Consider the following 23386-nt stretch of genomic DNA (forward strand, 5'->3'; position numbering starts at 1 on the left):
CTCATCCAATCGCTGTGATGGCCTTGACCACCAGGTCCCAGAATCCCTGGAAGTCCAGTTTGACGGCCACCTGGGTGTGGCAGTCCTCAGCTGAGGGCTCAGGGCCGCGCAGATCTGCCACGGTCATCCCGCAGGTCAGGTCCCCGCGCAGCTCCACATCAACCGGGCAACGACGGGTGCTCACAATAGAGGGGTCGATCAGATAGGCCACAGTGCATGGATCATGCACAGGCGGGTCCACGAAGTCCTGGTTATCCTGGTAGGACTTGCGGAAGAAGTCCATCAGCCCGCTGACGAAGTGGGCCAGATCGGTGCCGATGCCCTCTATGCGTTGCTGGACCTCGGGGGTGCACAGGGCCTGATGAGTCAGATCCAGCCCCACCATGGTGACCGGCCAGGGCTCGTTGAAGACGATATGCGCGGCCTCGGGATCCACCTTGATGTTGAATTCAGCGACAGCGCTCCAGTTGCCCACATGGTAGCCGCCACCCATAAGCACGACCTCACGGACGCGGTCGACAATGCGGGGTTCCTTGCGGACGGCCATGGCGATGTTGGTCAGGGGTCCAGTGGGAACCAGGGTCACTGTGCCTGGCTCCTCGCGCATGATGGTGTCGATGATCCAATCGACGGCGTGGCCAGGATCCAGGGGCCTGGTAGGTTCAGGCAGCTCGACACCGTCCAGACCAGTCTGGCCATGGATGGAGGCGGCCACCTCCTGAGGACGCACCAGCGGCCTATCACATCCGGCGTGGACCGGCACCTGACGCGCATGAGCCTTCTCTAGCACAGCCCTCGCATTATAGGTAACCTTGTCCAGACTCTGGTTGCCGCCAACCGTAGTCACTCCGATCAGGTCGATCCGCGGATCACCTACTGCCAGAAGGATAGCCACCGCATCGTCATGACCTGGATCGCAATCCAGGATGATCTTGCGCGTCGTCATATACTCGCCTACGCCTTTCTCATGGATATGTCCTGGGCCATGGACCATGGCCCAGGACATGATACCCCTGATTGGCATTGAAACGATGTAGGCGCGTTAGGCTGGGTCAGTATCGGACGTGGCGAATCCACCCACTGCCCAGGCCAGTCGATCCTGAAGATCAGGGTCCACCGCGAATAACCCCAATCCATGCACCCCTCGTTTGAGCAACACGTTGAACTCGTGCCGTAGATTATCCACAGGGTCCATCTCCTGCTCCGACCGCCGATTGGTCGCCAGTGTGTTGCAACTGAACTTCGGTTCGAATTCGACCTTTCCATTCCTGTAGGTGACCGAGGGCCCGATGATGACTCCCGCATAGTTGAGGTCAAAACCTTGGATGGTGAAGATGGAGCCGACCTCATCAATGGTGAAGGGCAGCTCGGCCCAGGCGATCCGGTGATTTGCTGCAGAGTTTCCCTGCTCCTCATACAGTTCATAATTCCAAGGCATGGCGAATTCACCATCCCCGTCCTGACCCTCTTCGGCCCACACCCATTGGCCCGAATCCTGCTGGTGCAGTACAACCTGCCAATGACGGGAGGGATCCTGTGGGTCCGGGTGATTCTGGCTGCTGTAAGGCCAGTCATAGGTGGCTAGGAGTCGGCAAAGCCCCAAGGAACCCTCGCCTCTTTGCTCCTGGTCCTTTCGGCGAATGAACTTTCTCAAAGTCTTAGGCGAATCGAAAACCTTGATCTCATAAGGATGCTCCCAAGGATCCGGATGCAGTGGGCCAATGGTGCCATCCTTGGCTGTCATCCGATCCAGCCAGGCGCAGGTTGCAGGATCAGCTTGGATACGCATCTGTTGATCCAAATGAACATGACTGACCTGGAAGATATCCTTGCGTACATGCTGACCGTCCCTTGACTTTTCGCGGATAACCATGGGTTGCGAGAAGGTCTTGTCATGCTCGGAACCCGTCAACCCCAGAAGCCGACTTTCCTGAGCATCTACGAACTGGGATCCACGCAAGACCTGTTCCGGGTCGAAGACCACGATGGCTACTTTTGCCCGCCGCAGAATGTCGTAAAGCTGGTTGCTTCCGGAGTAGCTCTGCGACCCTTGCGTCAGCAGCAGGTGCGCCTCGTCAACCAGCACCACATCCGCCTTCGCCTCGACGCTATTCATAGGGTCTGCCGCCCTGCCTGTGGACCGGCCATTTCGATGGGTGTGCTTGCTGAACCGGTTGATGAACTGGACAGCGCCAACAACGCACTGGCCGCGCTTCTTCTGCAGTCCCAGCTTCAGAGCCATTTGGTTGTAGACATTGGCCTGCTCGGCCTGGTTGACAATGATGTAGGAACGCTGTCTGGCATTTGCCGAACGGTTATCGTCCTTACCGTCCAAGTTCCCATAGATGCCATATCTGGCACATATTTGGTAGAAGAGGTGGCTAAGCAAAACGGTCTTGCCAGTTCCTGACATGCCCTGAACGACTATGACTCGAGTATGGTCTTTATCCTTGATCCGAACCGGGCCTATCGATTCTGTCATCGAGTGGAAACCCTCGCCTGGGTTTTGAATAATGACCGACTCCAGCACATGCAGAACAGCTTCTTCAGCTCGCCGTTGTTCGTCTGTGAGCTTGCGGAAGGGCGAGGCCTTGAACAGGGCGGAGTCCAGGATGGCCTTCTCTTCCGGAAACAGATCAGGCTCCATTTCATGCAGGATCTGCCAAGCCTTGGAAAAGATGCTGTCGAATTCATCGCTGGTGTAATACATGTTTTGAGCGTTAGTTCTACGGTTCATAACCAGCTTGACTGCATCGACGCTCTGCATATACCCCATCAACCGATTTTCCATATCCAGGGTCAGGGACTTGTTGAAGTGGCGATCACCGATGATGTACTGGCAGACCCTGTCTCGGTGATTGCGCATGAATCGCACCAGGCGTTCCCAATCCGTGCGGGTTCGTGGATCCAGCTCGATGTGCTGCCTGGTCCGAGAACGAATGTCATTGGTTTCCCCGACGTAAACCACGTAAGGGGGTCCACCGCCATGCTTTTTGCTGCTGTCCCTTTCATCAGCAGAGACAATATATACAGTGGGATAGCGTAGGAACAGCTCCTCAAGCAGCCTCTCCTCCAAATGACTGCCCTGACTGCCAACAGCTTTCGCCTGCTTGTACTCTGCAATGGCCTTGGAAAAATCCTCATCTCTGAAATCGCCATAGGGCAGAGTCATCACAACAGGCTGCGGCGCGCTTGATGAATCCATGTTTTTCACTATGCCACGAACCCATACCAATCTAATGGCAGGAGGGCCGGCTGATAGGCTCGAAATCATGATCAGCAAGGAAACAGAAACAGCGGTGATGAATTTTGTACACGAGCGCGACTGGGATCAATTCCACACGCCCGCCAACCTGGCCAAATCAATTTGCATCGAAGCTGCCGAGCTCTTGGAATGCTATCAGTGGGGGGACGATCCCAGGGACGGAGATGAAGGCCACGTAACCGACGAGCTGGCTGACGTGCTCACCTATTGCATCCAGCTGGCGGATCGGCTGAATCTGGACATGGATCAAATTATCATGGATAAACTGCAGAGGACGGCCGAAAGGTATCCGGTGGCCATTTCACGCGGCTCCAGCCGAAAATACCGCCCCCTGCAGTAGTCAGATTGAGTCAGCAGGTCTGCGCAGCCGACGACCCCAATCGTCCGAGTCGCTTGGCGATTAGTGCAGACAGATCATCCAGGGTGACTCCAACATAGCTCTTCATGGAAGCGAACTGAGGGCCTGATGAGGTGTCGACCGGGTTGGTGCCGGTATAGGCCACAGTGGTGGCTCCTGATGCCACAGCCGAAGTGATGCCGGTCAAGGTATCCTCGAAAGCCAAGCAGGAGGTCATCAAATCAGGGCTGTTGATGCCAACCAGACTGGCCGCATGCAGATAGGGCGCAGGGTCGGGCTTCTGCGCCAGCCCATCGTCCCCGCAAACATAGTCGGCAAAAGCCCCCTCGGGCGCCTTGGCAACCACTGCCTGGGCCATACGGCGTGGCGAAGCAGTGACCAGAATCGAGGGAATGCCGGCCCCAACCAGGTCTGCCAGGATAGTGCGAACACCTTCAATCCAAGGCATGTGACGCTCCTCCATGGCAATGACCCCATCAATCAACAAATCTGGAATCTGATCCTCAGGAAGGTCAAGACCACGCTCCCGCATCAACCTTGCCACGGTGGGCAGAGGTTTGCCGGAAACCTGCCAACCCATGTCGGCATTCCAGTCTCCTCCATGCTCGTGCACTAGATCAACCTCCGCCTGATGCCAGTAGGGCTCTGAATCGATCAAGGTTCCGTCCATGTCCCAAAAGACCGCGAGCGGTCGGCGACTCACAGCAGACCGGGCTTTGTCAGTCGACCCGGCACGACTTTCTTCCATTTGATGCTCCATGTTCATGCATTCACCCTATCGGCAGGGCTTGTCTTGAAAATGGTGCCACCCAAATTACTTGGCATGAAGATCAGGCCACGGATCAGGCAACAACTCATCCAGACTCACATTAAGCACTTGGGCAACTGCCATGATGTTAATCAAACTGGGATTGGCTGGACTCCCGGGTCGCGACTGTCCATGCTCCAACTGTTGGTATGCGAACCGGGAAAGGTTGGCATTGTAGGCGACGAACTCTTGGCTGTAGTGCAGAGCCGCCCTTCTGCGTTGTATGTTCATGCCTATTATTACGGCGTATTCCGCCCATCCACTCGGTACTTGAGAATGTGCCACAGAGCCAAGATAGAAACAAGAAACAAATTGTCATGCCTTACCGGTAATACTATATCAGTAAGGCATTACCGGTTATTTACACGAGAAACGATTTCCTAGCTCTGCCTCACACCGAAAATGGGTCTGTAGTAGTCGTTACTGGTTTCGGCACCTACAAGCCCGATGAACGAAGAGGATCATCAATGAAAGAAACAACCCTGGAAGACTATGCAAACATTGCAAAAAGGACGAATCCATGAAAAAATCTGCCATTCTTCATAACCCGGCCATTGGTTTGGCCATTTCACTCATCCTCTGCCTGGCGTGCGGGCTTATGTCCAATCTGGCCCAAACCGATGGGGGCCGCGTCACCAAGGAGACGCTGCAGATTGAATCTCCGTCAGGCCACCGGTTGAGTATGGACATGCTCCAGCCGAAAACGGCTACTCCTAAGCACCCGGCACCTGCCATTGTCTTTGCTCACGGAGGCAACACCAACAAGGAGAAAAGCGATGACTTCCAGATTGAGTGGGCTCGCAGAGGTTTCGTCGTGGTATCTTTCGACCTTTATGGCCATGGCGAATCCGAAATTCTCAATGACCAGGAATGGCTGGTGAACGGACGTGGACTGTATGACACAGTGGAATACCTCACCTCTCTCCCCTTTGTCGATGCTGATCGGATAGGGGTTTCAGGGCATTCAAGAGGTGGGAACACCATACATGAATCCATCCTGATCGACAATAAGCGACAGCATCCACTGATCAAGACCGTGCTCTATGTCAGCCGAGACCCGGTCTATAAGGACAACGAGACGGCCGCCTTCGGGTATGTTCCCGGCAAGACCAACGTCGTCGAAGCAGCCAAGAAGAACACCAACGGCAAATATTTCAACTACTACCGTGACCGTACTGTAGGAGTACTCGCCGGCAAATACGACGACTACTCTTTCAAGGAAAAAGATACGTCAACTGGCAAAATCAAGCCCAATCCGCAGTATCTCAAATCAAATAACGCACGATCCTTCCTCAACTTCGGCATCACACCCACCGATCAGACCCCTGCAGGGATCAGCGGCCGGTGGTACCACAAGCAGATCAATGGCCATCAAGCCTCGCACGTCATATATATGGAGAACGGGACGCATGGAACAGTGCTCTTCCTATCCCGCCCATGCACCGATGCCGTCCAATTCATGGTCCGGGCTTTCAACATGAAAACAGACCTTGCCGACGGCGTCCATATCTACCCTGTCAAAATGATCGGAGGACTTCTCGGACTGATCGGCCTCATGCTCTTCATGGTCTACGGGACCCTCTGTCTGGTCAGAACCAGCCTCTTCAAAAAGGCCGGATCAGAGGAACCGGCACGCATGCGTCAAGCTGATGCCTACAAGGGAGGTTCAGTATGGCTGTGGGCCTGCCTGCTGTCAGCCACCGCCTTCTCAGTTGCCAGCGCTCTGACATTGTTTGGGCTGAAGGTCGACAAGCATATCGGCAACTACTTTCGGCAAGGTATGCCCTTGTTCTATGGTGTGTGGGGCTGCCTGAATGCCATATTCATGATCGGACTGACAATTCTGTGGTACCGCATGTATGCGCGAAAGCGGGGCACTAAAGTCTCGGATCTTGATCTGCCCATCGGTGGACGAAGACTTTGGCAGACAATAACACTTGCATTGACAGTGAGCCTTCTGGCTATATTGCTGATCTTCACCTGCAAGTTCCTCTTCAACTCCGATTTTCGGTTCTGGTACTGGGCCGCCAGACCATTCACCGCCGACAAGATTCCTGAGATGCTCAAGCTACTGCCCTTCTTCCTTGTAGCCTACGGAACCACATCGGTCTTCATCAATAGTCTGAATTACTCCACATCATTCGGGAGGAACTCAACAGCCAACATAGGTCTGCTGGCGTTCTTCAACATGCTGCCGGCCCTGCTTATAGCTGTAATTGGATACGGGTATTTCTTCGTCACTGGAGTCAACGGCCTGTTCGGTAACAACACACAGATACCGGACTGGATGCTGACACCCTTGGTCCCGCTGGCCGTCATGCCTATGGTGACCCGGGCGATCTACCGTCACACCAGAAATCCCTATCTGGGTGGCATCATTACCGCGATCATTGTCACTGTGATGACCTGCATCAACTCCCAGATCTCCTTCCCCGCCTAACAGGGAGCCACACCTAACCTAAGTCCTTCCTGCCCCTGTCTACAAGCAAAACTTCGACAAGGACAGGGAGGACCAACTTATCTGACCACCAGTTCACTCGGCGTTGCCGAAGACCTGGTTGCGCAATTCGTTGCGCTGGGTCTCGTACTGGGTGAGCTGACCAAGAAGGTCGAACTTCTCCTGACCGTCGGGCAACTGATTCATCCGGTGCCTGGCCGAGGCAATCAGCCGCATGTATGTGGCGTCCAGCAGTCTTGCAAGCAGCTCGGAGGCATACTGACGCTCCTCCGGGCTAGGCTGCTTCAGCTGAACATCCGCGTCCTCGGAGCCCGCGCCCTGATCGCCTTCCTTATTGCCCGGTCCTGTGCCCCTCTGCCTATCCTCCTGCTTATCCAAATTCAGCGGCAAAGGCATGACAGCCAGCTCGTTGATGGCCGACTCCAGCATGGGCCCGCCCGCCTTGGTCAAGTTATGCATCCACAATCCTTGGGGTGTCTTCATGTCAGGCAGTCCTCCGGCGGCCTGCACAGCCCGATAGAGCGAGCGGAAAATCGGAACCTCGAAACTGTCCGGACTCAGCTGAGCAAAGGCATCTGAACCGATTGCTCTGGGAATCTGGATAAGCACGCCCATGAACTGCTGCTCGCAAATGAAAACAGAATCATCGATGTGATGATAACCCTGTCGGAGAGCATCCTCACGCTGTATCCTACGACGTTGCATGGCATTGTCACTGCCATGGCCCGCGCGACCCTCCGATTCACCCGCACCGCGGTGAGGAGTGCGGACCGCATATGCATCCTGGTCTTTCACATGCAGCTTGCGGCGGGCCCTGTTGACCTCCTGGCGCAGCAGATCCAGATCTACGCCGATTTTTCTGGCGGTCTTGCGGGTATAGGCCCCTACCAGGGAGCGATCCCTGATCTGGGCCAGGATGGGTGCCACAGCCTTAACCGCGCCCATCTGCCCGGTGGTGTACTGGGTATCGAACATGGCTACGGCCGTGTCGATGACGAAATCGTACAGCGGCCGGGCATGCTCGACCAGAGAACGCACAGCCTCATCGCCATACTGGATGCGCAGATCACAGGGATCCAGATTCTCCCGGGCCACAGCCACGAAGGTCTGCGTCAGAAAGCTCCCGTCAAGGCCGAAGGCATGCAGGGCGGCCTTCTGCCCGGCTGCATCCCCGTCGAAAGTGAAGACCACGCGGGAGCCTTGGACCGGTCCCACCAGCTGGATAGCCCCTAAGGCATCGTCGGAGATGAGCCGACGGACGATCTTGGCATGGTCCTCGCCGAAAGCAGTTCCGCAGGTGGCTACAGCAGTATCGACACCAGCAAGGTGGCAGGCCATGACGTCGGTATAGCCCTCCACAATGACCACCTGCCGCTTTTTGACGATGGCGTCCTTGGCCAGGTCGATGCCGTAGAGCACCTGGTTCTTGCGGTAGAGCTGGGTGTCGGGCGTATTGATGTACTTGGCGTTGATGCCATCGTCCTCGTAGAGCTTGCGAGCGCCGAAGCCCAGGGTACGACCCGTGGAATCCCTGATAGGCCAGGTGACCCTGCCCCGGAAGTAGTCGTAGACCCCCCGCTGCCCTTGCCTGGCCAGCCCCGCATCCAGCATTTCCTGCTGGGTGAAACCCTTGGTGGACAGGTGGCGAACCAGATTGTCCCATCCACGTGGGGCGTATCCGCAGCCGAAATGAGCGCTGTCAGCCTGGGAGAAGGTCCTGCCCGCCAAGAGCTTGCGGGCCGCCAGCGCCTCCTTGCTCATGATCTGTGAGACGAAGAAACGCTGAGCCTCCTCGTTGGCCTCCAGCAGCCGGGAACGTTTGGACCCGCGACGCTTGTCCTGACGGGAGTTTTCGTAGTGCAGCTCGATCTGGTACTTGTCTGCCAGGATTTCGACGGCATCGCCGAACTCGACGTTCTCCTCCTGCTCCACGTAGGTGAAGACATCGCCGCCCAGACCGCAGCCGAAACAGTGCCAGACCCCCATGGAGGGACGCACCGAAAAGGAGGGGGACTTCTCATCATGGAAGGGGCACAGGCCCATGTAAGTGCCGGAACCAGAGGGCTTCAGAGTCACGCTTTCGGATACGATCTCATACAGATCGGCCTTGGCTCTGACCTTCTCGATGTCTTCCTTCTTGATCATTCCGGACATGACACCCAGCCTACCGGGCCAGGGCGATGTGTTGCGCCCGGCATAAACACCGCAGGCCTAAGGGCAGACCAGGGAATGCAGGGCCAGCGCCGAGCCGTCGGTCAGGGAGGCCACCTGGTCGATAGCCACCCGCAGGCGCTCCCCATCCGAACCCGCTTGGCGCCAATCCTCCAGGAAGACATCCTCCAAGGCATCAGATGGGGCTGGCGAGTCGGCCATCATCACCTCAACCAGGTCGGTCACGATTTTCAGCTGCTCTGCATGGAAGGGCTCCTTCTCACGTGGAGCCATGACGAAGTAGACGGCAATCCCCTTCAAGGCAACAATCTCATAGGAGGTCCGAGGAGGAATGACCAGCCCAGCCGAGTACCTGGTCAGCGGACCTTGGCCGTGGCGGCTTCGGGTAGCCGCCTCCACGGAGTCGGCAAAGCGGCCGATCAGGTAACTGGTGGTGTTCTTCAAAGTAGCCAAGGCCCGGCGTGAACCATCAAAGCCCGTCGGCAACATGCCACGGACGGTCTCCAAGGCTCGGACCAGCTGGTCAGCATCCCAGCGGTCGCCATACCAGGATCGGGCGGCTCGGACCACGCCATCGATGATCCTGGGCTCAGCCAGCCGCTCAGGCACGAAGGAGCCAACCACTATGGCATCCTCCACGTCGTGAACGCTGTAGGCAATGTCATCAGCCAAGTCCATAACCTGGCACTCCATAGGCGTGCTGGCCTGCGGTGCTCCCTGCTTGAGCCAGCGAAAGACTTCCTGGTCGTCCGGGTAGACGCAGAACTTGGCAGTCCTCTCCCCCTTGGGATGAGCCGAGGCCTCAGCCAAGGTCCAAGGATATTTGACCGCAGCGTCCAGGGCGGCCCTGGTCAGGTTGACCCCTGCCGAACGTCCGTCCGGGTGGAAAACCTTGGGCTCCAGCCTGGTCAGCAGTCGAAGGGTCTGCGCATTACCCTCGAATCCCCCTATGTCTGAGGCCAGCGAGGATAGGGCACGTTCGCCGTTGTGGCCGAAGGGCGGATGACCCAGGTCATGGGCCAGGCAGGCACAATCCACCACATCGGGATCGCAGCCCAGCATGGTGCCGATCTGCCGGCCGATCTGAGCCACCTCCAAAGTGTGGGTCAGGCGCGTACGGGCAAAGTCGTCAGTGCCGGCGACCAGGATCTGCGTCTTGGCCCCCAGTCGACGCAACGCCGAAGAATGAACCAGACGCGCCCGGTCACGTTCGAAGGCGGTCCTGCTGCTGGTCTTTGGAGGCTCTGGCGCCCACCGTTCCTGATCCTGGGCGGAGTAGCCCTCGGCCAGCAGGCGGGATCCGCCCTCCTCATCAGTGCCCATCAGGCGCGCCCGCTCCGTTCAGTCCAGATTATCCACGACCACCACTTCAGTGGGCACATTGCCCGCTGTGGCCTTGGAATAGGGGCAAAGCTCCTGGGTCCGCTCCACCAGACGGGTGGCCAGATCACGATCGATGCCGGGCAGGCAGACCTCGATCAGAGCCTTGATGCCAAAGGACTCGCCCTGGTCGCCAAGGGAGATGTGAGTGCGCACCTTGCTCTGGGCCAGCTTGGTGGCTGGCACGCGCAGCTCCTTTCCGGCCAGTCCCATGGCTCCCTGGAAGCAGGCACCCCAGCCGATGGCGAAGAGTTGCTCGGGGTTGGTGCCCTGGCCCTTGCCTCCCATAGCCTTGGGTGTATCCAAGTCCAGGGAAAGATCGGGCTCGTGGCTGTCCGCATGGCCCTCGCGGCCTCCGGTGATGTCAGCTACGGCTGTGTATGAGATATTGCTGGGTTCATTTCCTGTATATGTAGTCATAACCTCATCTCACCACTTATATTGCCCCTTGACAAGGCCCCAAGCCCAGGTTCTACCTGTGATAGTGGTCTCAAAGAATGGATTCAGGGGCAATCATGTGCAGGTCGGAGGGTTCGACCACCTCACGCACACCCAGGTAGAGCCGTGGAATCCTACTACGCAGGCAGGTGAAGATCTCATAGCTGATGGTGTCAGCGGCCCGTGCCCAGTCATCAGCGGTTGGCTCAGCCTGGTCCTCCCCCTGGCCTGGCCCAAAGAGAACAACGGTATCGCCCTCGTCCACTCCCAAGTCGGAAGCCATCCCTTCTAGATCCAGTACACACTGGTCCATGCAGACCCTTCCAGCGACACGAACCAACCTGGGCCCTTGACGAGTCATCAGACGGACGGGACCTCCCAGATGCTCTCGGCCCATAGCGCCCTCGCAGTCAAAGCCCGAGGCTGACCGATGGATCCCGTCGGCGTATCCCAAGGGCATGATGGCCGTGCTTGTGGGCTTCTCCGTCAAATAGGTGCGCCCGTAGGAGATGCCGTGACCGGCCGGCATATCCTTGACAGTGCCCAGCTGGGCCTGAAGGGTCATTGCCGGACGCAGACCATAATCCGCCGAAATCCCCATGGAAGGATCAGGCTCGTACCCATACAGGCCGATGCCCGGACGGGTCAGGTCATAACGTATCCCTGGGCGGCTGAGCGTGGCGGCGGTGTTGGCAAGATGCCGGATTTCAGGCTTCATGCCTGCGGCCGTCATCCTGTCATAGAACTCTTCGAAGAGGGCGATTTGCTCGTCAGTGGACGACACGAACTCGTCCACCCCAGGCATGTCGGCCACTGCCAGATGGCTGAAAAGCCCCACAGGCTCCAACAGGCCCTGGGATGCCAGGCGGGAAAGCTCACGCAAGGCATCCCCAAAGGTCTCAGGTGTGAAGCCGTTGCGTCCGAAGCCGGTGTCCACCTTGACATGGACGCGGGCAGGTTTGCCGACCTGGCCTGCCGCCTGAGCCGCCATGTTCATGGTCTTCAGGGAACCGACGCCCAGGTCGATGTCAGCCTGAATCAGCTGGTCGAAGGGCGCGCGGTCCCCGTTGAACATCCAGGACAGTATCCGGCAACGGTCGGGGCCAATGCCTGCCCGACGCAGACGCAGGGCTTCGCTGGACTGGGCCGTTCCCAGCCAGGTCGCCCCGCCGGACAAGGCTGCCAGAGCAACGGGAATGAGCCCGTGGCCGTAGGCATCGGCCTTGACCACACCCATGACAGCAGCACCGGGGTTCGTGGAATGAACCAGTTTCACCAGGGTGGCCATATTGGCCTTCAAAGTCCGCAAGTCCACGATGATCTGCCCAGGATAGGCCCGAAGAGCTTGCTCGTAATGCTGCTGGCCCTCGGGCCCGGAGAACTGCCATGCCGGTGCTGCGCTCAAAGTCATGGCTCCATTGTGCGACGGCACTACGACGGTCTGCCCTCGCTCTCAGACGGTGACCAAGCGCTTGGCCTCCCTTTCGCGCTCAGCCAGGTCAAGGGGACGATTGTGCAGCTGATAGGCCACCCGCACGTTCTCGATCTCCTTGTTTTCAGGCATGATGATGTTGCCGCAGCGGGTGAAGCCATGGGTCTCCAGGATGTGCTGCATGGCGTAGTTCTTCAGTCCCGTATCGGCGCGGATGTTCTCGTACCGGCGCATGCTCCAATCGAGCAGGTCCCCGGCCGCGTGACGCCCCAGTCCCGAGGCGGCCACCCGATGGATGGTGGTATAGGGCCGGTCGTCCAGCCAGCTGCCATCAATGACCTTATAATCTGGTTCCGGGTCATGGAAGAGAGCAAAAACGCCGATGATGCGCTCATGGTTGCCCTTGTGTTCGTCCAACTCCGGTTCAGGGTAGACAGGATCCTCAGGAATCTGATCCATACCAGCTGCATCATCGACCAAGAGCATGGTGTGGCCCCCGGCGATGTCCTCGCGGATGCGTTCAGGCAGAGGGTACTTGTCCCCCCACTGACGGGGGTTGCCGGTCTCGGCCATCCGCTTTCTGGCGTAGGCGTAGACAGGCATGATCGCCTCAAAGTCGTCCATGGTGGCATGACGGATCCAACGTGCAGTTTCCATCGCGTACCTGCTCACTGTGGCTACCTCTTTCTCGACCGGTGCGGCAAGGACGAAACCCGCCCCTGCGATTGCCGAAGTACGAGTGTATCCATCAGCAGGCAGTCATGAAGTGAGTACGCATTGAGCGAATCGGGGAATAGTTTGGGCTATTGTGCGGCCTCTTGAACCCGACTTTCCGATTGCAAATGACTGGCATGGGTCAGATTGACCACACTGTGTCGGCTGACCAGACGGGTCGGCATGACCACATGCCGCTGGAACTCCTTGCCCTGTCGTGCATCGAGAATCATTCCCACGGCCATCCTGGCCATCAGATCAAATGGCTGATCCACCGTGGTAAGGGCAGGCATCAGGTAGGAGGATGGATAAACGTTGTCGAATCCGACCACAGACAGGTCCTGACCGGGCTCCAGTCCACGTTCACGCGCCGCTCTGTAGATATTGACGGCTGTCAAGTCGTTGCAGGCCAGGATCGCGGTCGGAGGATGAGCACGGTCCAGCAGATCACAGGCGGCTTGGTACCCTCTGTCGGGCAAATAGTCTCCCTGCAGAACCATGCTAGACGGCAGGCTGGCACCAATGGCTGCCAATGCTGCTCGGTATCCAGCCAGTCTGGCCTGCGCGGATTGCACATTCGCCGGTCCGGCTATAACGCCAATGCGCCGGTGCCCGGCATCAAGAAGGCATTTTGCGGCCTGGTATCCTCCAGTCCAATTGTCAAGCGTTATGCTCATGTCCTCATCGTTGACCAGGTCCACCGGATCGACCGCCACCAAGGGAATGCCTCTTGCTTTGAGCACATTCTTGCCCTTCTGGTCTATGGAGGACATCTGGGTAATCACACCCAGCGGGTTGCGATCAATGATCCCCCTCAGACATTCCTCGGCACGCCGCTGGTGATCGGTCTGCGTCACAGTCAGAGCCAGACCGGCATCCAAAGCCCACTTCGAGGCATAACGTATCATCTCGATGGTGCCATTGTTGGCGATATAATCCACCACCAGTTCAATGGTCTGGGCAATTTTGGTACTGACGAGCGGATGTGCATAGCCCTGATCAGCCAAGGCCTTTTCGACCCTCCGACGGGTTTTTGCCGCCACGCCCGGTCTACCGTTGATCACCTTGGAAACGGTCGAAGCCGAGATGCCGAGATGCTCGGCTATAGCGCCGACGTGCGGATTGCCGGGTTCCTGTCTGGCCATGTGCATCCTTTCCAGTACCCAACAATCGTAACCAATGTAGCGGCGATAACATTCATGTCGAGTTTAGAATTTTTACATTTTTAATTTTCAAATTTCTATTTCTGCGCCTATACTGACATCTATGTTCACGGGATTGGCAAAGGAGCCACGATGAGTACTATCACTGCGGTGAAAACGTATGACTTTCGTTTTCCCACTTCTCTGACCTTGTCAGGATCGGATGCCATGAACAAGGACCCGGACTATTCAGCCGCCTATGTGGAAATACACACCTCGGCCGACGATGGCATCAAAGGATGCGGCCTGGTCTTCACCATCGGACGAGGCAACGATGTCGTATGCAGAGCCATAGATTCCATAGGAGAGACTCTGTGTGGCCTGGAGGTTGAACGTCTGCTGGACAGCATGGGCCTGGCCTGGGACCTACTGGTCCATGATTCGCAGCTGCGCTGGCTGGGACCCGAAAAGGGAGTCGAGCATATGGCCATCGGCGCACTGCTGAGCGCCCTTTGGGACATGAAGGCCAAAAGAGCGAGGAAACCTTTGTGGTTGCTGCTGGCTGAAATGGACCCTGAAGACCTGGTCAGCACCCTGGACTTCAGATACCTCTCCGATGCCCTGCGTCCCGAGGAGGCCATAGACATCCTCAAGGATGGGCAATCCGGCAAGCAGGAGCGCATCGAGGACATTCGCCAGCACGGATACCCCGGTTATTCGACAGCACCAGGCTGGCTTGGCTACAGCGACGAAAAGATGGTGGAGATTGCCAAACGAGAGACAAAGGAAAAGGGCTTTAAGCAAATCAAGCTCAAGGTAGGCCAGAACCTCGATGATGACATACGCCGTCTGGGATTGGCCAGGGATGCCATCGGCCCCGACGTGCGTCTGGCCGTCGACGCCAACCAGGTCTGGGACGTCCCGCAAGCCATTGATTGGATCAACCATTTCCATGACTTCGACCTGGCATGGGTCGAAGAGCCCACTAGCCCCGACGACATCATCGGCCACGCAACCATTGCCAGGGCCATCAATCCCATCCCCGTGGCAACCGGCGAACAGATGCAGAACCGCATCATGTTCAAGCAATTCCTACAGGCCAATGCCTTCGGTATCATGCAGATCGACGCCACCAGAGTGGCGGGCCCCCAGGAGATAGTTCTGGAATACCTGCTGGCTCGCAAGTTCCACAAGATAGTCTGCCCCCACGCTGGCGGGGTCGGACTGTGCGAGATGGTCTGTCACTTCGCCATGTTCGACTACGCAGCCGTCTCCTGCACCACGCAGGGCCGAATGATCGAATACGTGGACAACCAGCACGAATATTTCGTAAACCCCGTGCGTATCAGCCAGGGCATGTATCAAGCACCAACCGCTCCCGGCAACGGGGCTGAAATGACCGTTGAGACTGCGCAGCGCTACCTCCACCAGGAGTGACTTCGGGTCATCTCAATCAAAACCAGGCCCAATCGCTGGATCCCTAGCAAATCATCCATTCATACAGACAAAGAAGCTTTCATGGATCTGCATCTCAAAAACAAGGTATTCATCATCACCGGTGGCTTCAAGGGCATCGGCAGGGGCATCGCCCTACAACTGGCCCAGGAGGGCGCCATAACCGCAGTCATAGACCGTGACGAGTCAGCCAGGGACCAGTTCTGCAAAGACATCGAGGCCTATACCGATACCTACCGGACCTTCATTCTGGATCTGAATGACACCGACGGCATAGCCCCCATTGTGGAGCAGGTGCACAAGGAATTCGGCCATATCGATGGCATAGTCAACAACGCTGGAGTCAACGACAACAAGGCCTTGGAAACTACTGACTGGCGGGAGTTCGAGCGTTCCGTACACGGTAATCTCACCCACTACTACGAACTCATGCACGCCTCTTGTGCCTATCTGAAGAAAAGCCACGGATCCGTCATCAACATCACCTCCAAAACCGCCGTGACCGGTCAGGGCAAGACCAGCGCCTATGCGGCGGCCAAGGGCGCAGTTCTGGGCCTGACCAGAGAATGGGCCGCAGCCTTGGTCCACGATGACGTACGAGTGAACGCCATCGTGGTCTCGGAATGCTGGACCCCCCTCTACGCCGACTGGATCAAGACGTTTGGCGATGAAAAGGCCCAGCAAGCCCGTCTTTCAGCCATCACCGACAAGATCCCCCTGGAACATCGCATGACCACACCCGAGGAGATCGGGAACACCGCCACCTTCCTGCTCTCTGATCGCGCATCACACACCACCGGCCAATGGGTGTTTGTCGATGGCGGATACGTCCACCTGGACCGGGCACTGAATTGAGCTCTGCCATGAAAAATCCAAATACGCAAAGCAAAGGCGGTTCCCAGGCCACCGTCGCCATGCTGGTAACCGCTCCCAGATTCCTCTACATCGCCTTGTATGCCTTTCGTGGGTGCCACATATGCCTTGAGCAGGGAGCCTGAGATGACGCGACAATTGCAGGTCATCGATGCTCACTTCCACATGTGGAATCTTGAACGGCAACATCTGCCTTGGCTGGAAGGAATGCCATCACTGAACCGGAGCTTTCCCCTCCATGAGCTGGAAGACGAGTACGGGCAGTTGGGAGTGGAATTTTTGGGCGGAGTCTATGTGGAAGTTGACTCGGATGACCCCCTATTAGAGGACCGCTTGGTCTATGAGAACGATGACCCGAAAATTCTCGCCCGAATGCTAAGGGCACAGGTAGGGCCCTATATGAGGGTACCTATCAATGCTACGGGCATCAGAGAGCCCTTGCATACTGACTCTGCCCCGCGCGGCCGTTGCCTTGAACCCTCCTTCATCGCCGGGCTCCACGCCATGGCTGATAAGGGGATGCCCTTCGAGCTATGCAACAGGGGCGCAGAACTGCCGGACATGGCCCAGGCATTCTCTCAGGTTCCTTCCCTGACTGTCATCATGGATCATATGGGCAATATGCCCAACCTGTCACCGGCCTGCAAAAAAGCCATGCGGGCTATGGCGGCCCTGCCGCACTGCTATATCAAGGTGTCAGGCGACCAGCCGGTCGATCGCGACATCGTCGCCTTCGTCAGGGACACCTTTCCCCCGAACAGGATCCTCTACGCCTCCAATTGGCCGGTAGTCACCGTACACTCCTCGCTCAGGGAACACTGGCAACTGATGCTGGATACCTTTGGCCCGGATGAGGACTTCTTCAAGCACAATGCCATGAGGGCCTATGGAATCGATACCGATACGCTTACTTCGGAAGGGTGAACATGAGCACATTATCAGCCAAATTTGAGGGAATTTTCTGCCCGTCGATAACCGTCAGCGACGATCAAGGAGTCATCGACACCGACCTGTGGGGACGACATCTGGACCATCTAATCCGGGCTGGCATCAACGGGGTGCTCCTGTTCGGAAGCATCGGCGAGTTTTATGCCTATGATCTCCAAGAGAAGCGCTCGGCCCTGCAATTCGCCGTCGACCATATACAGGGACGCATGAAGGTATTCGTCGGAGTTGGCGACACGAATATGGACCGGGTCATGGATCTGACCAAGTTTGCCGGACAAATCGGCGCCGATGCCGTGGTGGCTGTCAGCCCCTATTATTTCGGCCCTTCGGAACCAACCGCTTATAGGTATTTCACCAGCATCGCCCATGCCTCGACTGTGCCGGTGATCCTCTACAACTTCCCTGCCCGTACAGGCAACGACTGCTCCCCGGAGCTGGTCGCAAGACTTGCCCAGGAATGCCCGAATATCGTTGGCATCAAAGACACCGTGGACACAATCAGCCACACACGTCGAGTCGTTGCGGCAGTCCGGCATGTCAGCCCTGAGTTTTCTGTGTTCTCAGGATTCGACGAATACTATATGGTCAACCGCATCTGTGGAGGCAACGGTGTTTTATCAGGCCTGACCAACGTGGAGCCGGAAACCTTCGTTGCCATGCATAAGGCCTATCAAGATGGCGATTACCAAACCGCACTAGACAAGGCCCGACGCATCAACCACTTGATGGCTATTTACGACACTGCGGATTTGTTCGTGTCGGCCATCAAGGGAGCTGTGCGACTGCAGGGTCTGCCCATCAGCACACGCATCCGCGAACCGGCTATGCAGATTGATGACGACCAGATGAAACAGATCGAGACCATACTGCGTAGTTGAGCTTTCACCTGTTTCATCGAACAGGGCCTGAGAAGAGGAACCTACCCCCTCCTCAGGCCCTATTGTTTGCCTGTCCGCGCTCAGACCAGCTTGCGCTCGTAAGGATCGGAGCTGATGCCGGCAGCGACAATATCACGGCTCCACTGCTTGGCCGAGAAGAGCGAATGGTCGCGGTAGTTGCCGCAGGAGGTGATCTCGGTGCCTGGCACGTCGTCCCAGGTGGCCTTTTCGGCAATGAACTCCAGCGACTCCTTCAGAGCCTTGGCCACATCTTCGGTCGAATGACGGCCCCAGGCAAGCAGGTGGAAGCCCGTCCGGCAGCCAAAAGGCGAGCAGTCGATATAGCCAGGGATGCGCTCGCGCAGGAGCACGGCAATCGTATGCTCTATGGTGTGCAGCCCGGCAGTTGGAATGGCGTTCTGATTGGGCTGAACCAGGCGTAGATCATAGTTGGAGATGATGTCTCCCTGAGGGCCCTTCTCCTCGTCGATCAGGCGAACGTAGGGCGCCTTGACCTTGGTGTGATCCAGCTGGAAGCTCTCTACGATTGGTTTGTCAGCCATTGTTGTTTCCTTTCCTCTCGGGCGCCTAATCTGAAAGGCAGCCGCGATGAAGTCATGTATACCTCATGGTAGGCGGACCTACCTATCAGATCCGGCAGCACCTAAGACCACATTCGCTCCTTTTCCCGCCGAGAATTCGGAGATGACCCCCATGAACCGGGGCCCATATTGTTCCAGCTTGTGCTGTCCCACCCCGTTGACGGCCAGGAAGGTCACATCATCAACTGGACGCAGACGACACATATCGCGCAGCGCCTTGTCGGAGAAGACAATATAGGGAGGTTTGCCGATCTCGCGGGCTATGCTGGTCCGCAAATCTCGCAGCTTCTGGAAAAGTTCCTCGTCCTCTGGGCTGGCATCGCTTGCGCCGGCCTGCTCGAGACCGTCATCATCGACGGTCGAAGAAGACCCGCCGCCGAAGACCTTGCCTGAAGTACTCGGGCGTTCCGTCCGTTTGATCTCATAATGAAAGTCCGGACTGACCGTCTGCGCAGCCTTGGGTCCGAAATGGACCATGGGCAGCCGTCCTTCGGTGATATACAGATATCCGTCCGAGGCCATTTGGTTGAGCACGTCGCGAATGCGCGCCTCCGGAATCTGGGCCAGAACGCCATAGCTGGGGCACCGATCCAGCCCTCGCCGAAGAAGGTCCTGCGAGCGCGAGCCCCGGAGGATCTGGGCGATCTTGCCGGAGCCGAACCCCTGATTCACGTCATGCACGCACCTGCTTATGGCACGGGCCACATCGCTGACATCGATGGTTTTGAAGGTGCTCAGACAGTTGGAACAGTTCTGGCAGCCGGTGCTGACGGTGTCGGGATGCCCGACTGGGACGGGTTTGCCTTTGTCGGCCTCCGCAGGCGAAAGACCCGCGGCAGCCTGGTCCACCTCTTCGCCAAAGTACCGCAGCATGTACCGGTGAAGGCAACCGGTGGTCCGACAGTAACCGATCATGACGTTGAGCAGACGCCGGTGTTCGGCCCTGACCGCTTCAGCCTGCTCACCGGTCAGTCTGTCATTGCCATTGTCCATGTCCAGAAGGCGCCTGCGAGTGACGATATCGCTCTCGTTCCACAGCAGGGAGCATCGGGCGGGCTCACCGTCACGTCCTGCCCTGCCAGCTTCCTGGTAGTAGGCCTCGATGCTCTCGGGCATGTTGTGATGGATGACATAGCGCACGTTGGACTTGTCAATGCCCATGCCGAAGGCATTGGTGGCCACGACCACCTGCACCTTGTCGTTGACGAAGTCCCGCTGCGCTTGCTCTCTGTCCTGGGCATCCATACCAGCGTGGTAGCTGACAGCGCTTACACCAGCCTTGGTCAGATCATCGGCCAGAGCTTCGGTCTCCTTGCGGGTGGCGCAGTAGACGATGCCCGAATCGCCTCCATGCTTCAGGGCGTATTGGACCACCCAGCGATTCTTGTATCTGCTCTCCAGTTTGATCACGTCAAAGAAGAGGTTGGGCCTGTCGAATCCCGTCACCGCCACGTAGGGGTCGTCCAAGCCCAACATGTATACGATGTCGCGCCGGACCTTCTCGGTCGCCGTAGCAGTGAAGGCTGCCACCGTGGGCCGGTTAGGCAGGGATCTTATGAAGTCCCCGATACCCAAGTAGGCAGGGCGGAAGTCCTGACCCCACTGGGATACGCAATGGGCTTCGTCCACAGCGAGCAGGGAGATCCTCGTATGCTGGGCGAATTCCCTGAATCTGGGGGCATCCAGCCGCTCGGGGGCCACGTAGAGGATTTTGCTGCGTCCCTGGGCAGCCTGAGCCAGGGCCAGGGACTGCTCATCCATGTCCTGGGTGGAATTGACGAATGAGGCCTGGATGCCGGCATCCTCCAGCCCATCCACCTGGTCCTTCATCAGGGAGACCAAGGGAGAGATGACGATGGTCAAACCGTCCAGAAGGGTGGCAGGAATCTGATAGCAGATGGACTTGCCGGCACCGGTCGGCATAACACCCAGGCAGTCTCGCCCGTTCAGGATGGCCTTGACCAGATCCTCCTGACCCGGGCGAAAAGACTCATATCCGAAATACCGCTTCAGCGCCTGCCCTGCATCCTGGATGTCCACCATGATTCCCCAGTCTATTGCCCCGGCAGGAGTCAAGCAGTGGGCGAACGACCATGTGGTCAATCGTCGCCGGTATGCATAGCTATCCTGCCGCTAGTTCAGAATGCTGAACCCTTGGATGGCTGGTAGCTGCCGACGGCTGGTGAGCCAGTAGCTGAACACGATGCATATGGCCGAGAAGACCAGGGTGAAGACCACTTGGGGCCAGAGCAAATACACGGTGAAGTATCCCCATAGGTCAGTATTCATGAAGGGATTCAAGGTCTTGTACACCCAATGGCCGCGCGTCAGATTGAGCATCTGAACCGCCGTTTGCGGCCAACCCCAGAAATTCCAGCCGGAAATCGAATACCAGAGACCAACACAGATCAACAGCCCTGCCAGCAACAGGCATCTGCCTTTTCGATCAAGACGGGCAGCTAGGTCACCCAGCACCTGGCCAAGAAGAACGAAGGCTACCTGCACCATGAAGACATGCAACGCCAGAGCCAGCCAACGGGACGGCTGCTGGTCATACGACCGGTTAAAGCATGAAACACTCCAGGGATCAAGAGTGAGCCTCCAAGGTGAGCAGCCCTGCACGAGAAACCTTTGGTAACTTTCCGTAAAGGGCATCCATCCGATTTGGCCCAGGCTACTGATAATGGCGACCCCAATCATGAAAGTAGCTGTCGCTAGGGCCATGAACACATTGGAGATGATCTGGGTCCAAGCGATCGTGGACCGGGTCACGGCGTTGGAGATCAGGGGCCGGAAAGTCGTCAGTGAGCAGACAAGGGCGGTGGCCATGAACACCATCTCGGTGAACAGACCGGTGAAGCCGGAGCTTAGGGGAATGAACCCCACAACTCCCAGAGCGAGGACGAGAGCCCAAATCAAAAAGACGATCAGCCTCGGCATCACCTGTACGCGCAGGGCCATCCGGGTCTGCACCGCAGGCGACAGGAAGCGCTTGATTCGGGCCCATCCTTCAGCCGGTCCCGCACCGATGTCGGGCCTGTCTGGCCCTGACTTGGTCTTCGTCCGCACTGCCTCTGCAACTTGCATGTTATTCATTGTGTCGCACCTTCCGTAATCTGGACGAAGTAGGTCTGCAGATCCATGGGGGCGACAATAAGCCCCTTGGGCTGCTCGTCGGGCACCGGCCCCTCGAAGCTGACGCGCAGCAGGTCGCCGATGCGCTGCCTGCTCAGCAGCTGCGGGTCGCCCTGGGCAAGGTAACCCTCTACATCACGCGGACGTCCAGTGACAGTGTTCCCCAGGGCTGACAGATCATCCACGCTGAAAGATCGCAGGACCCGCCCCTGGTGGATGATTGTGGCGCGGGAGATGAGCTGGCTGACCTCGTTGATGATATGTGTAGCGATGATCATGGTCGGTCCACGGCGCTGATAGGCCTCCAGAAGGAAGGAGTAGATCCTCTCCCTGGCCGCCGCATCCATTCCTGTCGTCGGTTCATCCAGAATGAGGTATTCCACAGGCAGGCAGAGTCCGATGATATCCTTGACCACCTGACGCTGCCCTGTGGAAAGGGAGGCAAAAGTGTCAGTCAGCCTCAATGCGAAGCTCTTAAGAATGTTCTCAGCCAAGTGCCAGTCGAAATCACCGTAAAACCCCTCGGCCATGGCAAATGCCTGCCTAATGTGCCGTCGGGATGGATAGGGCCAGGTTTCGTTGACCAAGGCCACGCGACGAACGATTCTTGAGTCGCTTACCAGATCGCTTCCATCCAGGTGAATCAGCCCCTGGTCCGGAAGTGCCCTGCCCGTCATCAGATTGCACAGGGTGGACTTGCCGGCCCCGTTCCGCCCGAAGAGTCCGTATATATTACCGGGCTCAAAGCAGAGCGAGATGTCATCCAAGGCCTTCAGCTTTCCGTACGATTTGTCCACCTTGGAAACTGTCAGACTCATTGGTAGACCCTTTCTATGATGGCGTCCAGGTCCTCACGGGATACGTCCAGAGACTTGGCTTCCTCGACCAGATCCTGGAACCTTCCGTTCAGGAGTTCTCTCCTGCGACGCTCACGAACGCTTCGGCCCGCACCGGCAGTGACAAACATGCCCAGCCCCCGCCGTTTCTCCAGAAGACCCCGGTCCACCAGCAGGTTCATCCCCTTGAGGACGGTTGCCGGGTTGATCTGGTAAGCGGTCGAGATTTCCGTGGTGCTGGGAATCCTCTCACCATCGGCGATCAGACCCTCGGCTATGGCTTCGGCCAACCTGTCTGCCACCTTCACGAAAACGGGCCGACCATCCGGTATTTCGATCGCCATCGTTTGACCGCCTTGTCTGCCTTGATTCAGGGCGTCGAGTTAGGACCTTTACTATTGTTTATTACTTAGTTACTTAAGTAACTAACCAACAGTCTATAATTTGCTTTCCCAACCGTCAAATCATGTGCAGCCGTAATCCGTCGGTTGG

The 23386-nt window shown here is 57.5% G+C and carries 21 protein-coding genes; 6 read left to right on the plus strand and 15 right to left on the minus strand.

What is annotated here, in order from left to right:
- Position 1 precedes the first annotated feature (1 nt).
- Both uriH and ACVWNW_RS01915 read right to left on the minus strand, forming a co-directional pair.
- The gene (gene uriH / locus ACVWNW_RS01910) at positions 2-946 is read right to left on the minus strand and encodes a uridine-preferring nucleoside hydrolase UriH (RefSeq protein WP_454482715.1); all 945 of its coding nucleotides are present in this window, start codon (positions 944-946) and stop codon (positions 2-4) included.
- Positions 947-1042: 96 nt separating this feature from the next.
- A complete protein-coding gene (locus ACVWNW_RS01915) occupies positions 1043-3205 on the minus strand; it encodes a DUF2075 domain-containing protein (RefSeq protein ID WP_454482717.1) in 2163 nt (720 codons plus the stop codon).
- A 67-nt stretch (positions 3206-3272) separates the two neighbouring features.
- On the opposite strand from ACVWNW_RS01915, the gene ACVWNW_RS01920 reads away from it, so the two are divergent.
- Complete coding sequence (locus ACVWNW_RS01920; protein WP_454482719.1) at positions 3273-3605, plus strand: nucleotide pyrophosphohydrolase; 333 nt, start codon at positions 3273-3275, stop codon at positions 3603-3605.
- A 10-nt stretch (positions 3606-3615) separates the two neighbouring features.
- Here ACVWNW_RS01920 and ACVWNW_RS01925 read toward each other — a convergent pair whose 3' ends face one another.
- Both ACVWNW_RS01925 and ACVWNW_RS01930 read right to left on the minus strand, forming a co-directional pair.
- Complete coding sequence (locus tag ACVWNW_RS01925) at positions 3616-4389, minus strand: HAD family hydrolase (RefSeq protein WP_461196311.1); 774 nt, start codon at positions 4387-4389, stop codon at positions 3616-3618.
- Between the two features lie 48 nt (positions 4390-4437).
- The gene (locus tag ACVWNW_RS01930; protein ID WP_454482723.1) at positions 4438-4662 is read right to left on the minus strand and encodes a helix-turn-helix domain-containing protein; all 225 of its coding nucleotides are present in this window, start codon (positions 4660-4662) and stop codon (positions 4438-4440) included.
- 289 nt (positions 4663-4951) lie between these two features.
- On the opposite strand from ACVWNW_RS01930, the gene ACVWNW_RS01935 reads away from it, so the two are divergent.
- Entirely contained in the window at positions 4952-6871 is a 1920-nt protein-coding gene (locus tag ACVWNW_RS01935; RefSeq protein WP_454482725.1) for an alpha/beta hydrolase, read from the plus strand.
- 93 nt (positions 6872-6964) lie between these two features.
- Here ACVWNW_RS01935 and dnaG read toward each other — a convergent pair whose 3' ends face one another.
- The 6 genes from dnaG to ACVWNW_RS01965 form a co-directional block, all read right to left on the minus strand.
- Positions 6965-9043, minus strand: a complete 2079-nt coding sequence (gene dnaG / locus ACVWNW_RS01940) for a DNA primase (RefSeq protein WP_454482727.1) — start codon at positions 9041-9043, stop codon at positions 6965-6967.
- A gap of 57 nt (positions 9044-9100) precedes the next feature.
- Positions 9101-10384: a deoxyguanosinetriphosphate triphosphohydrolase gene (locus ACVWNW_RS01945; protein WP_110413224.1), complete on the minus strand. Its 1284-nt coding sequence runs from the start codon at positions 10382-10384 to the stop codon at positions 9101-9103.
- Positions 10385-10402: 18 nt separating this feature from the next.
- Positions 10403-10861, minus strand: coding sequence for an Ohr family peroxiredoxin (locus ACVWNW_RS01950; protein ID WP_454482729.1), 459 nt, complete (start codon positions 10859-10861; stop codon positions 10403-10405).
- Positions 10862-10931: 70 nt separating this feature from the next.
- Complete coding sequence (gene alr, locus ACVWNW_RS01955) at positions 10932-12290, minus strand: alanine racemase (protein ID WP_454482731.1); 1359 nt, start codon at positions 12288-12290, stop codon at positions 10932-10934.
- A 42-nt stretch (positions 12291-12332) separates the two neighbouring features.
- On the minus strand, positions 12333-12968 hold the full coding sequence (locus ACVWNW_RS01960) for a hypothetical protein (protein ID WP_046323187.1): 636 nt from the start codon (positions 12966-12968) through the stop codon (positions 12333-12335).
- A 146-nt stretch (positions 12969-13114) separates the two neighbouring features.
- Complete coding sequence (locus ACVWNW_RS01965) at positions 13115-14170, minus strand: LacI family DNA-binding transcriptional regulator (RefSeq protein ID WP_454482733.1); 1056 nt, start codon at positions 14168-14170, stop codon at positions 13115-13117.
- Between the two features lie 150 nt (positions 14171-14320).
- Between ACVWNW_RS01965 and ACVWNW_RS01970 the strand changes: the two genes are divergently transcribed.
- The 4 genes from ACVWNW_RS01970 (at position 14321) to ACVWNW_RS01985 (ending at position 18321) form a co-directional block, all read left to right on the plus strand.
- Positions 14321-15604, plus strand: a complete 1284-nt coding sequence (locus ACVWNW_RS01970; RefSeq protein WP_211119755.1) for an enolase C-terminal domain-like protein — start codon at positions 14321-14323, stop codon at positions 15602-15604.
- Between the two features lie 81 nt (positions 15605-15685).
- Positions 15686-16477 carry an SDR family oxidoreductase gene (locus ACVWNW_RS01975; RefSeq protein ID WP_110425563.1) on the plus strand — a complete coding sequence of 264 codons (792 nt, stop codon included), beginning with the start codon at positions 15686-15688 and terminating at the stop codon, positions 16475-16477.
- Positions 16478-16621: 144 nt separating this feature from the next.
- Complete coding sequence (locus ACVWNW_RS01980) at positions 16622-17419, plus strand: amidohydrolase family protein (protein ID WP_454482736.1); 798 nt, start codon at positions 16622-16624, stop codon at positions 17417-17419.
- Positions 17420-17421: 2 nt separating this feature from the next.
- Positions 17422-18321 (plus strand): dihydrodipicolinate synthase family protein, encoded by a 900-nt coding sequence (locus ACVWNW_RS01985; protein ID WP_110425565.1) that lies wholly within the window; start codon positions 17422-17424, stop codon positions 18319-18321.
- A gap of 80 nt (positions 18322-18401) precedes the next feature.
- On the opposite strand, the gene ACVWNW_RS01990 is transcribed toward ACVWNW_RS01985, so the two are convergent.
- The 5 genes from ACVWNW_RS01990 to ACVWNW_RS02010 all read right to left on the minus strand — a co-directional run bounded on the left by ACVWNW_RS01990 (position 18402) and on the right by ACVWNW_RS02010 (position 23238).
- On the minus strand, positions 18402-18884 hold the full coding sequence (locus tag ACVWNW_RS01990; RefSeq protein WP_029678668.1) for an S-ribosylhomocysteine lyase: 483 nt from the start codon (positions 18882-18884) through the stop codon (positions 18402-18404).
- 78 nt (positions 18885-18962) lie between these two features.
- Positions 18963-20966 (minus strand): RecQ family ATP-dependent DNA helicase, encoded by a 2004-nt coding sequence (locus ACVWNW_RS01995; protein WP_454483339.1) that lies wholly within the window; start codon positions 20964-20966, stop codon positions 18963-18965.
- A gap of 90 nt (positions 20967-21056) precedes the next feature.
- Complete coding sequence (locus tag ACVWNW_RS02000) at positions 21057-22019, minus strand: hypothetical protein (protein WP_144177476.1); 963 nt, start codon at positions 22017-22019, stop codon at positions 21057-21059.
- Positions 22016-22876, minus strand: coding sequence for an ATP-binding cassette domain-containing protein (locus ACVWNW_RS02005; protein ID WP_198208266.1), 861 nt, complete (start codon positions 22874-22876; stop codon positions 22016-22018). The genes ACVWNW_RS02000 and ACVWNW_RS02005 overlap by 4 nt, the downstream gene beginning before the upstream one ends.
- On the minus strand, positions 22873-23238 hold the full coding sequence (locus ACVWNW_RS02010; RefSeq protein ID WP_198208265.1) for a GntR family transcriptional regulator: 366 nt from the start codon (positions 23236-23238) through the stop codon (positions 22873-22875). The genes ACVWNW_RS02005 and ACVWNW_RS02010 overlap by 4 nt, the downstream gene beginning before the upstream one ends.
- Positions 23239-23386 lie beyond the last annotated feature (148 nt).

The organism is Bifidobacterium sp. JNUCC 75 (genome assembly GCF_054819865.1).

What these genes read in the sequence shown, in the direction of transcription:
- ACVWNW_RS01990 (WP_029678668.1), bottom strand. Translation starts at nt 18,884, where the DNA reads ATGGCTGACAAACCAATCGTAGAGAGCTTCCAGCTGGATCACACCAAG.
- uriH (WP_454482715.1), bottom strand. Translation starts at nt 946, where the DNA reads ATGACGACGCGCAAGATCATCCTGGATTGCGATCCAGGTCATGACGAT.
- ACVWNW_RS01950 (WP_454482729.1), bottom strand. Translation starts at nt 10,861, where the DNA reads ATGACTACATATACAGGAAATGAACCCAGCAATATCTCATACACAGCC.
- ACVWNW_RS01980 (WP_454482736.1), top strand. Translation starts at nt 16,622, where the DNA reads ATGACGCGACAATTGCAGGTCATCGATGCTCACTTCCACATGTGGAAT.
- ACVWNW_RS01935 (WP_454482725.1), top strand. Translation starts at nt 4,952, where the DNA reads ATGAAAAAATCTGCCATTCTTCATAACCCGGCCATTGGTTTGGCCATT.
- ACVWNW_RS01925 (WP_461196311.1), bottom strand. Translation starts at nt 4,389, where the DNA reads ATGAACATGGAGCATCAAATGGAAGAAAGTCGTGCCGGGTCGACTGAC.
- ACVWNW_RS02005 (WP_198208266.1), bottom strand. Translation starts at nt 22,876, where the DNA reads ATGAGTCTGACAGTTTCCAAGGTGGACAAATCGTACGGAAAGCTGAAG.
- ACVWNW_RS01970 (WP_211119755.1), top strand. Translation starts at nt 14,321, where the DNA reads ATGAGTACTATCACTGCGGTGAAAACGTATGACTTTCGTTTTCCCACT.
- ACVWNW_RS01965 (WP_454482733.1), bottom strand. Translation starts at nt 14,170, where the DNA reads ATGGCCAGACAGGAACCCGGCAATCCGCACGTCGGCGCTATAGCCGAG.
- ACVWNW_RS01985 (WP_110425565.1), top strand. Translation starts at nt 17,422, where the DNA reads ATGAGCACATTATCAGCCAAATTTGAGGGAATTTTCTGCCCGTCGATA.
- ACVWNW_RS01930 (WP_454482723.1), bottom strand. Translation starts at nt 4,662, where the DNA reads ATGAACATACAACGCAGAAGGGCGGCTCTGCACTACAGCCAAGAGTTC.
- ACVWNW_RS01945 (WP_110413224.1), bottom strand. Translation starts at nt 10,384, where the DNA reads ATGGGCACTGATGAGGAGGGCGGATCCCGCCTGCTGGCCGAGGGCTAC.
- ACVWNW_RS01960 (WP_046323187.1), bottom strand. Translation starts at nt 12,968, where the DNA reads ATGGAAACTGCACGTTGGATCCGTCATGCCACCATGGACGACTTTGAG.
- ACVWNW_RS01915 (WP_454482717.1), bottom strand. Translation starts at nt 3,205, where the DNA reads ATGGATTCATCAAGCGCGCCGCAGCCTGTTGTGATGACTCTGCCCTAT.
- ACVWNW_RS02000 (WP_144177476.1), bottom strand. Translation starts at nt 22,019, where the DNA reads ATGAATAACATGCAAGTTGCAGAGGCAGTGCGGACGAAGACCAAGTCA.
- dnaG (WP_454482727.1), bottom strand. Translation starts at nt 9,043, where the DNA reads ATGTCCGGAATGATCAAGAAGGAAGACATCGAGAAGGTCAGAGCCAAG.
- ACVWNW_RS01920 (WP_454482719.1), top strand. Translation starts at nt 3,273, where the DNA reads ATGATCAGCAAGGAAACAGAAACAGCGGTGATGAATTTTGTACACGAG.
- ACVWNW_RS02010 (WP_198208265.1), bottom strand. Translation starts at nt 23,238, where the DNA reads ATGGCGATCGAAATACCGGATGGTCGGCCCGTTTTCGTGAAGGTGGCA.
- alr (WP_454482731.1), bottom strand. Translation starts at nt 12,290, where the DNA reads ATGACTTTGAGCGCAGCACCGGCATGGCAGTTCTCCGGGCCCGAGGGC.
- ACVWNW_RS01975 (WP_110425563.1), top strand. Translation starts at nt 15,686, where the DNA reads ATGGATCTGCATCTCAAAAACAAGGTATTCATCATCACCGGTGGCTTC.
- ACVWNW_RS01995 (WP_454483339.1), bottom strand. Translation starts at nt 20,966, where the DNA reads ATGGTGGACATCCAGGATGCAGGGCAGGCGCTGAAGCGGTATTTCGGA.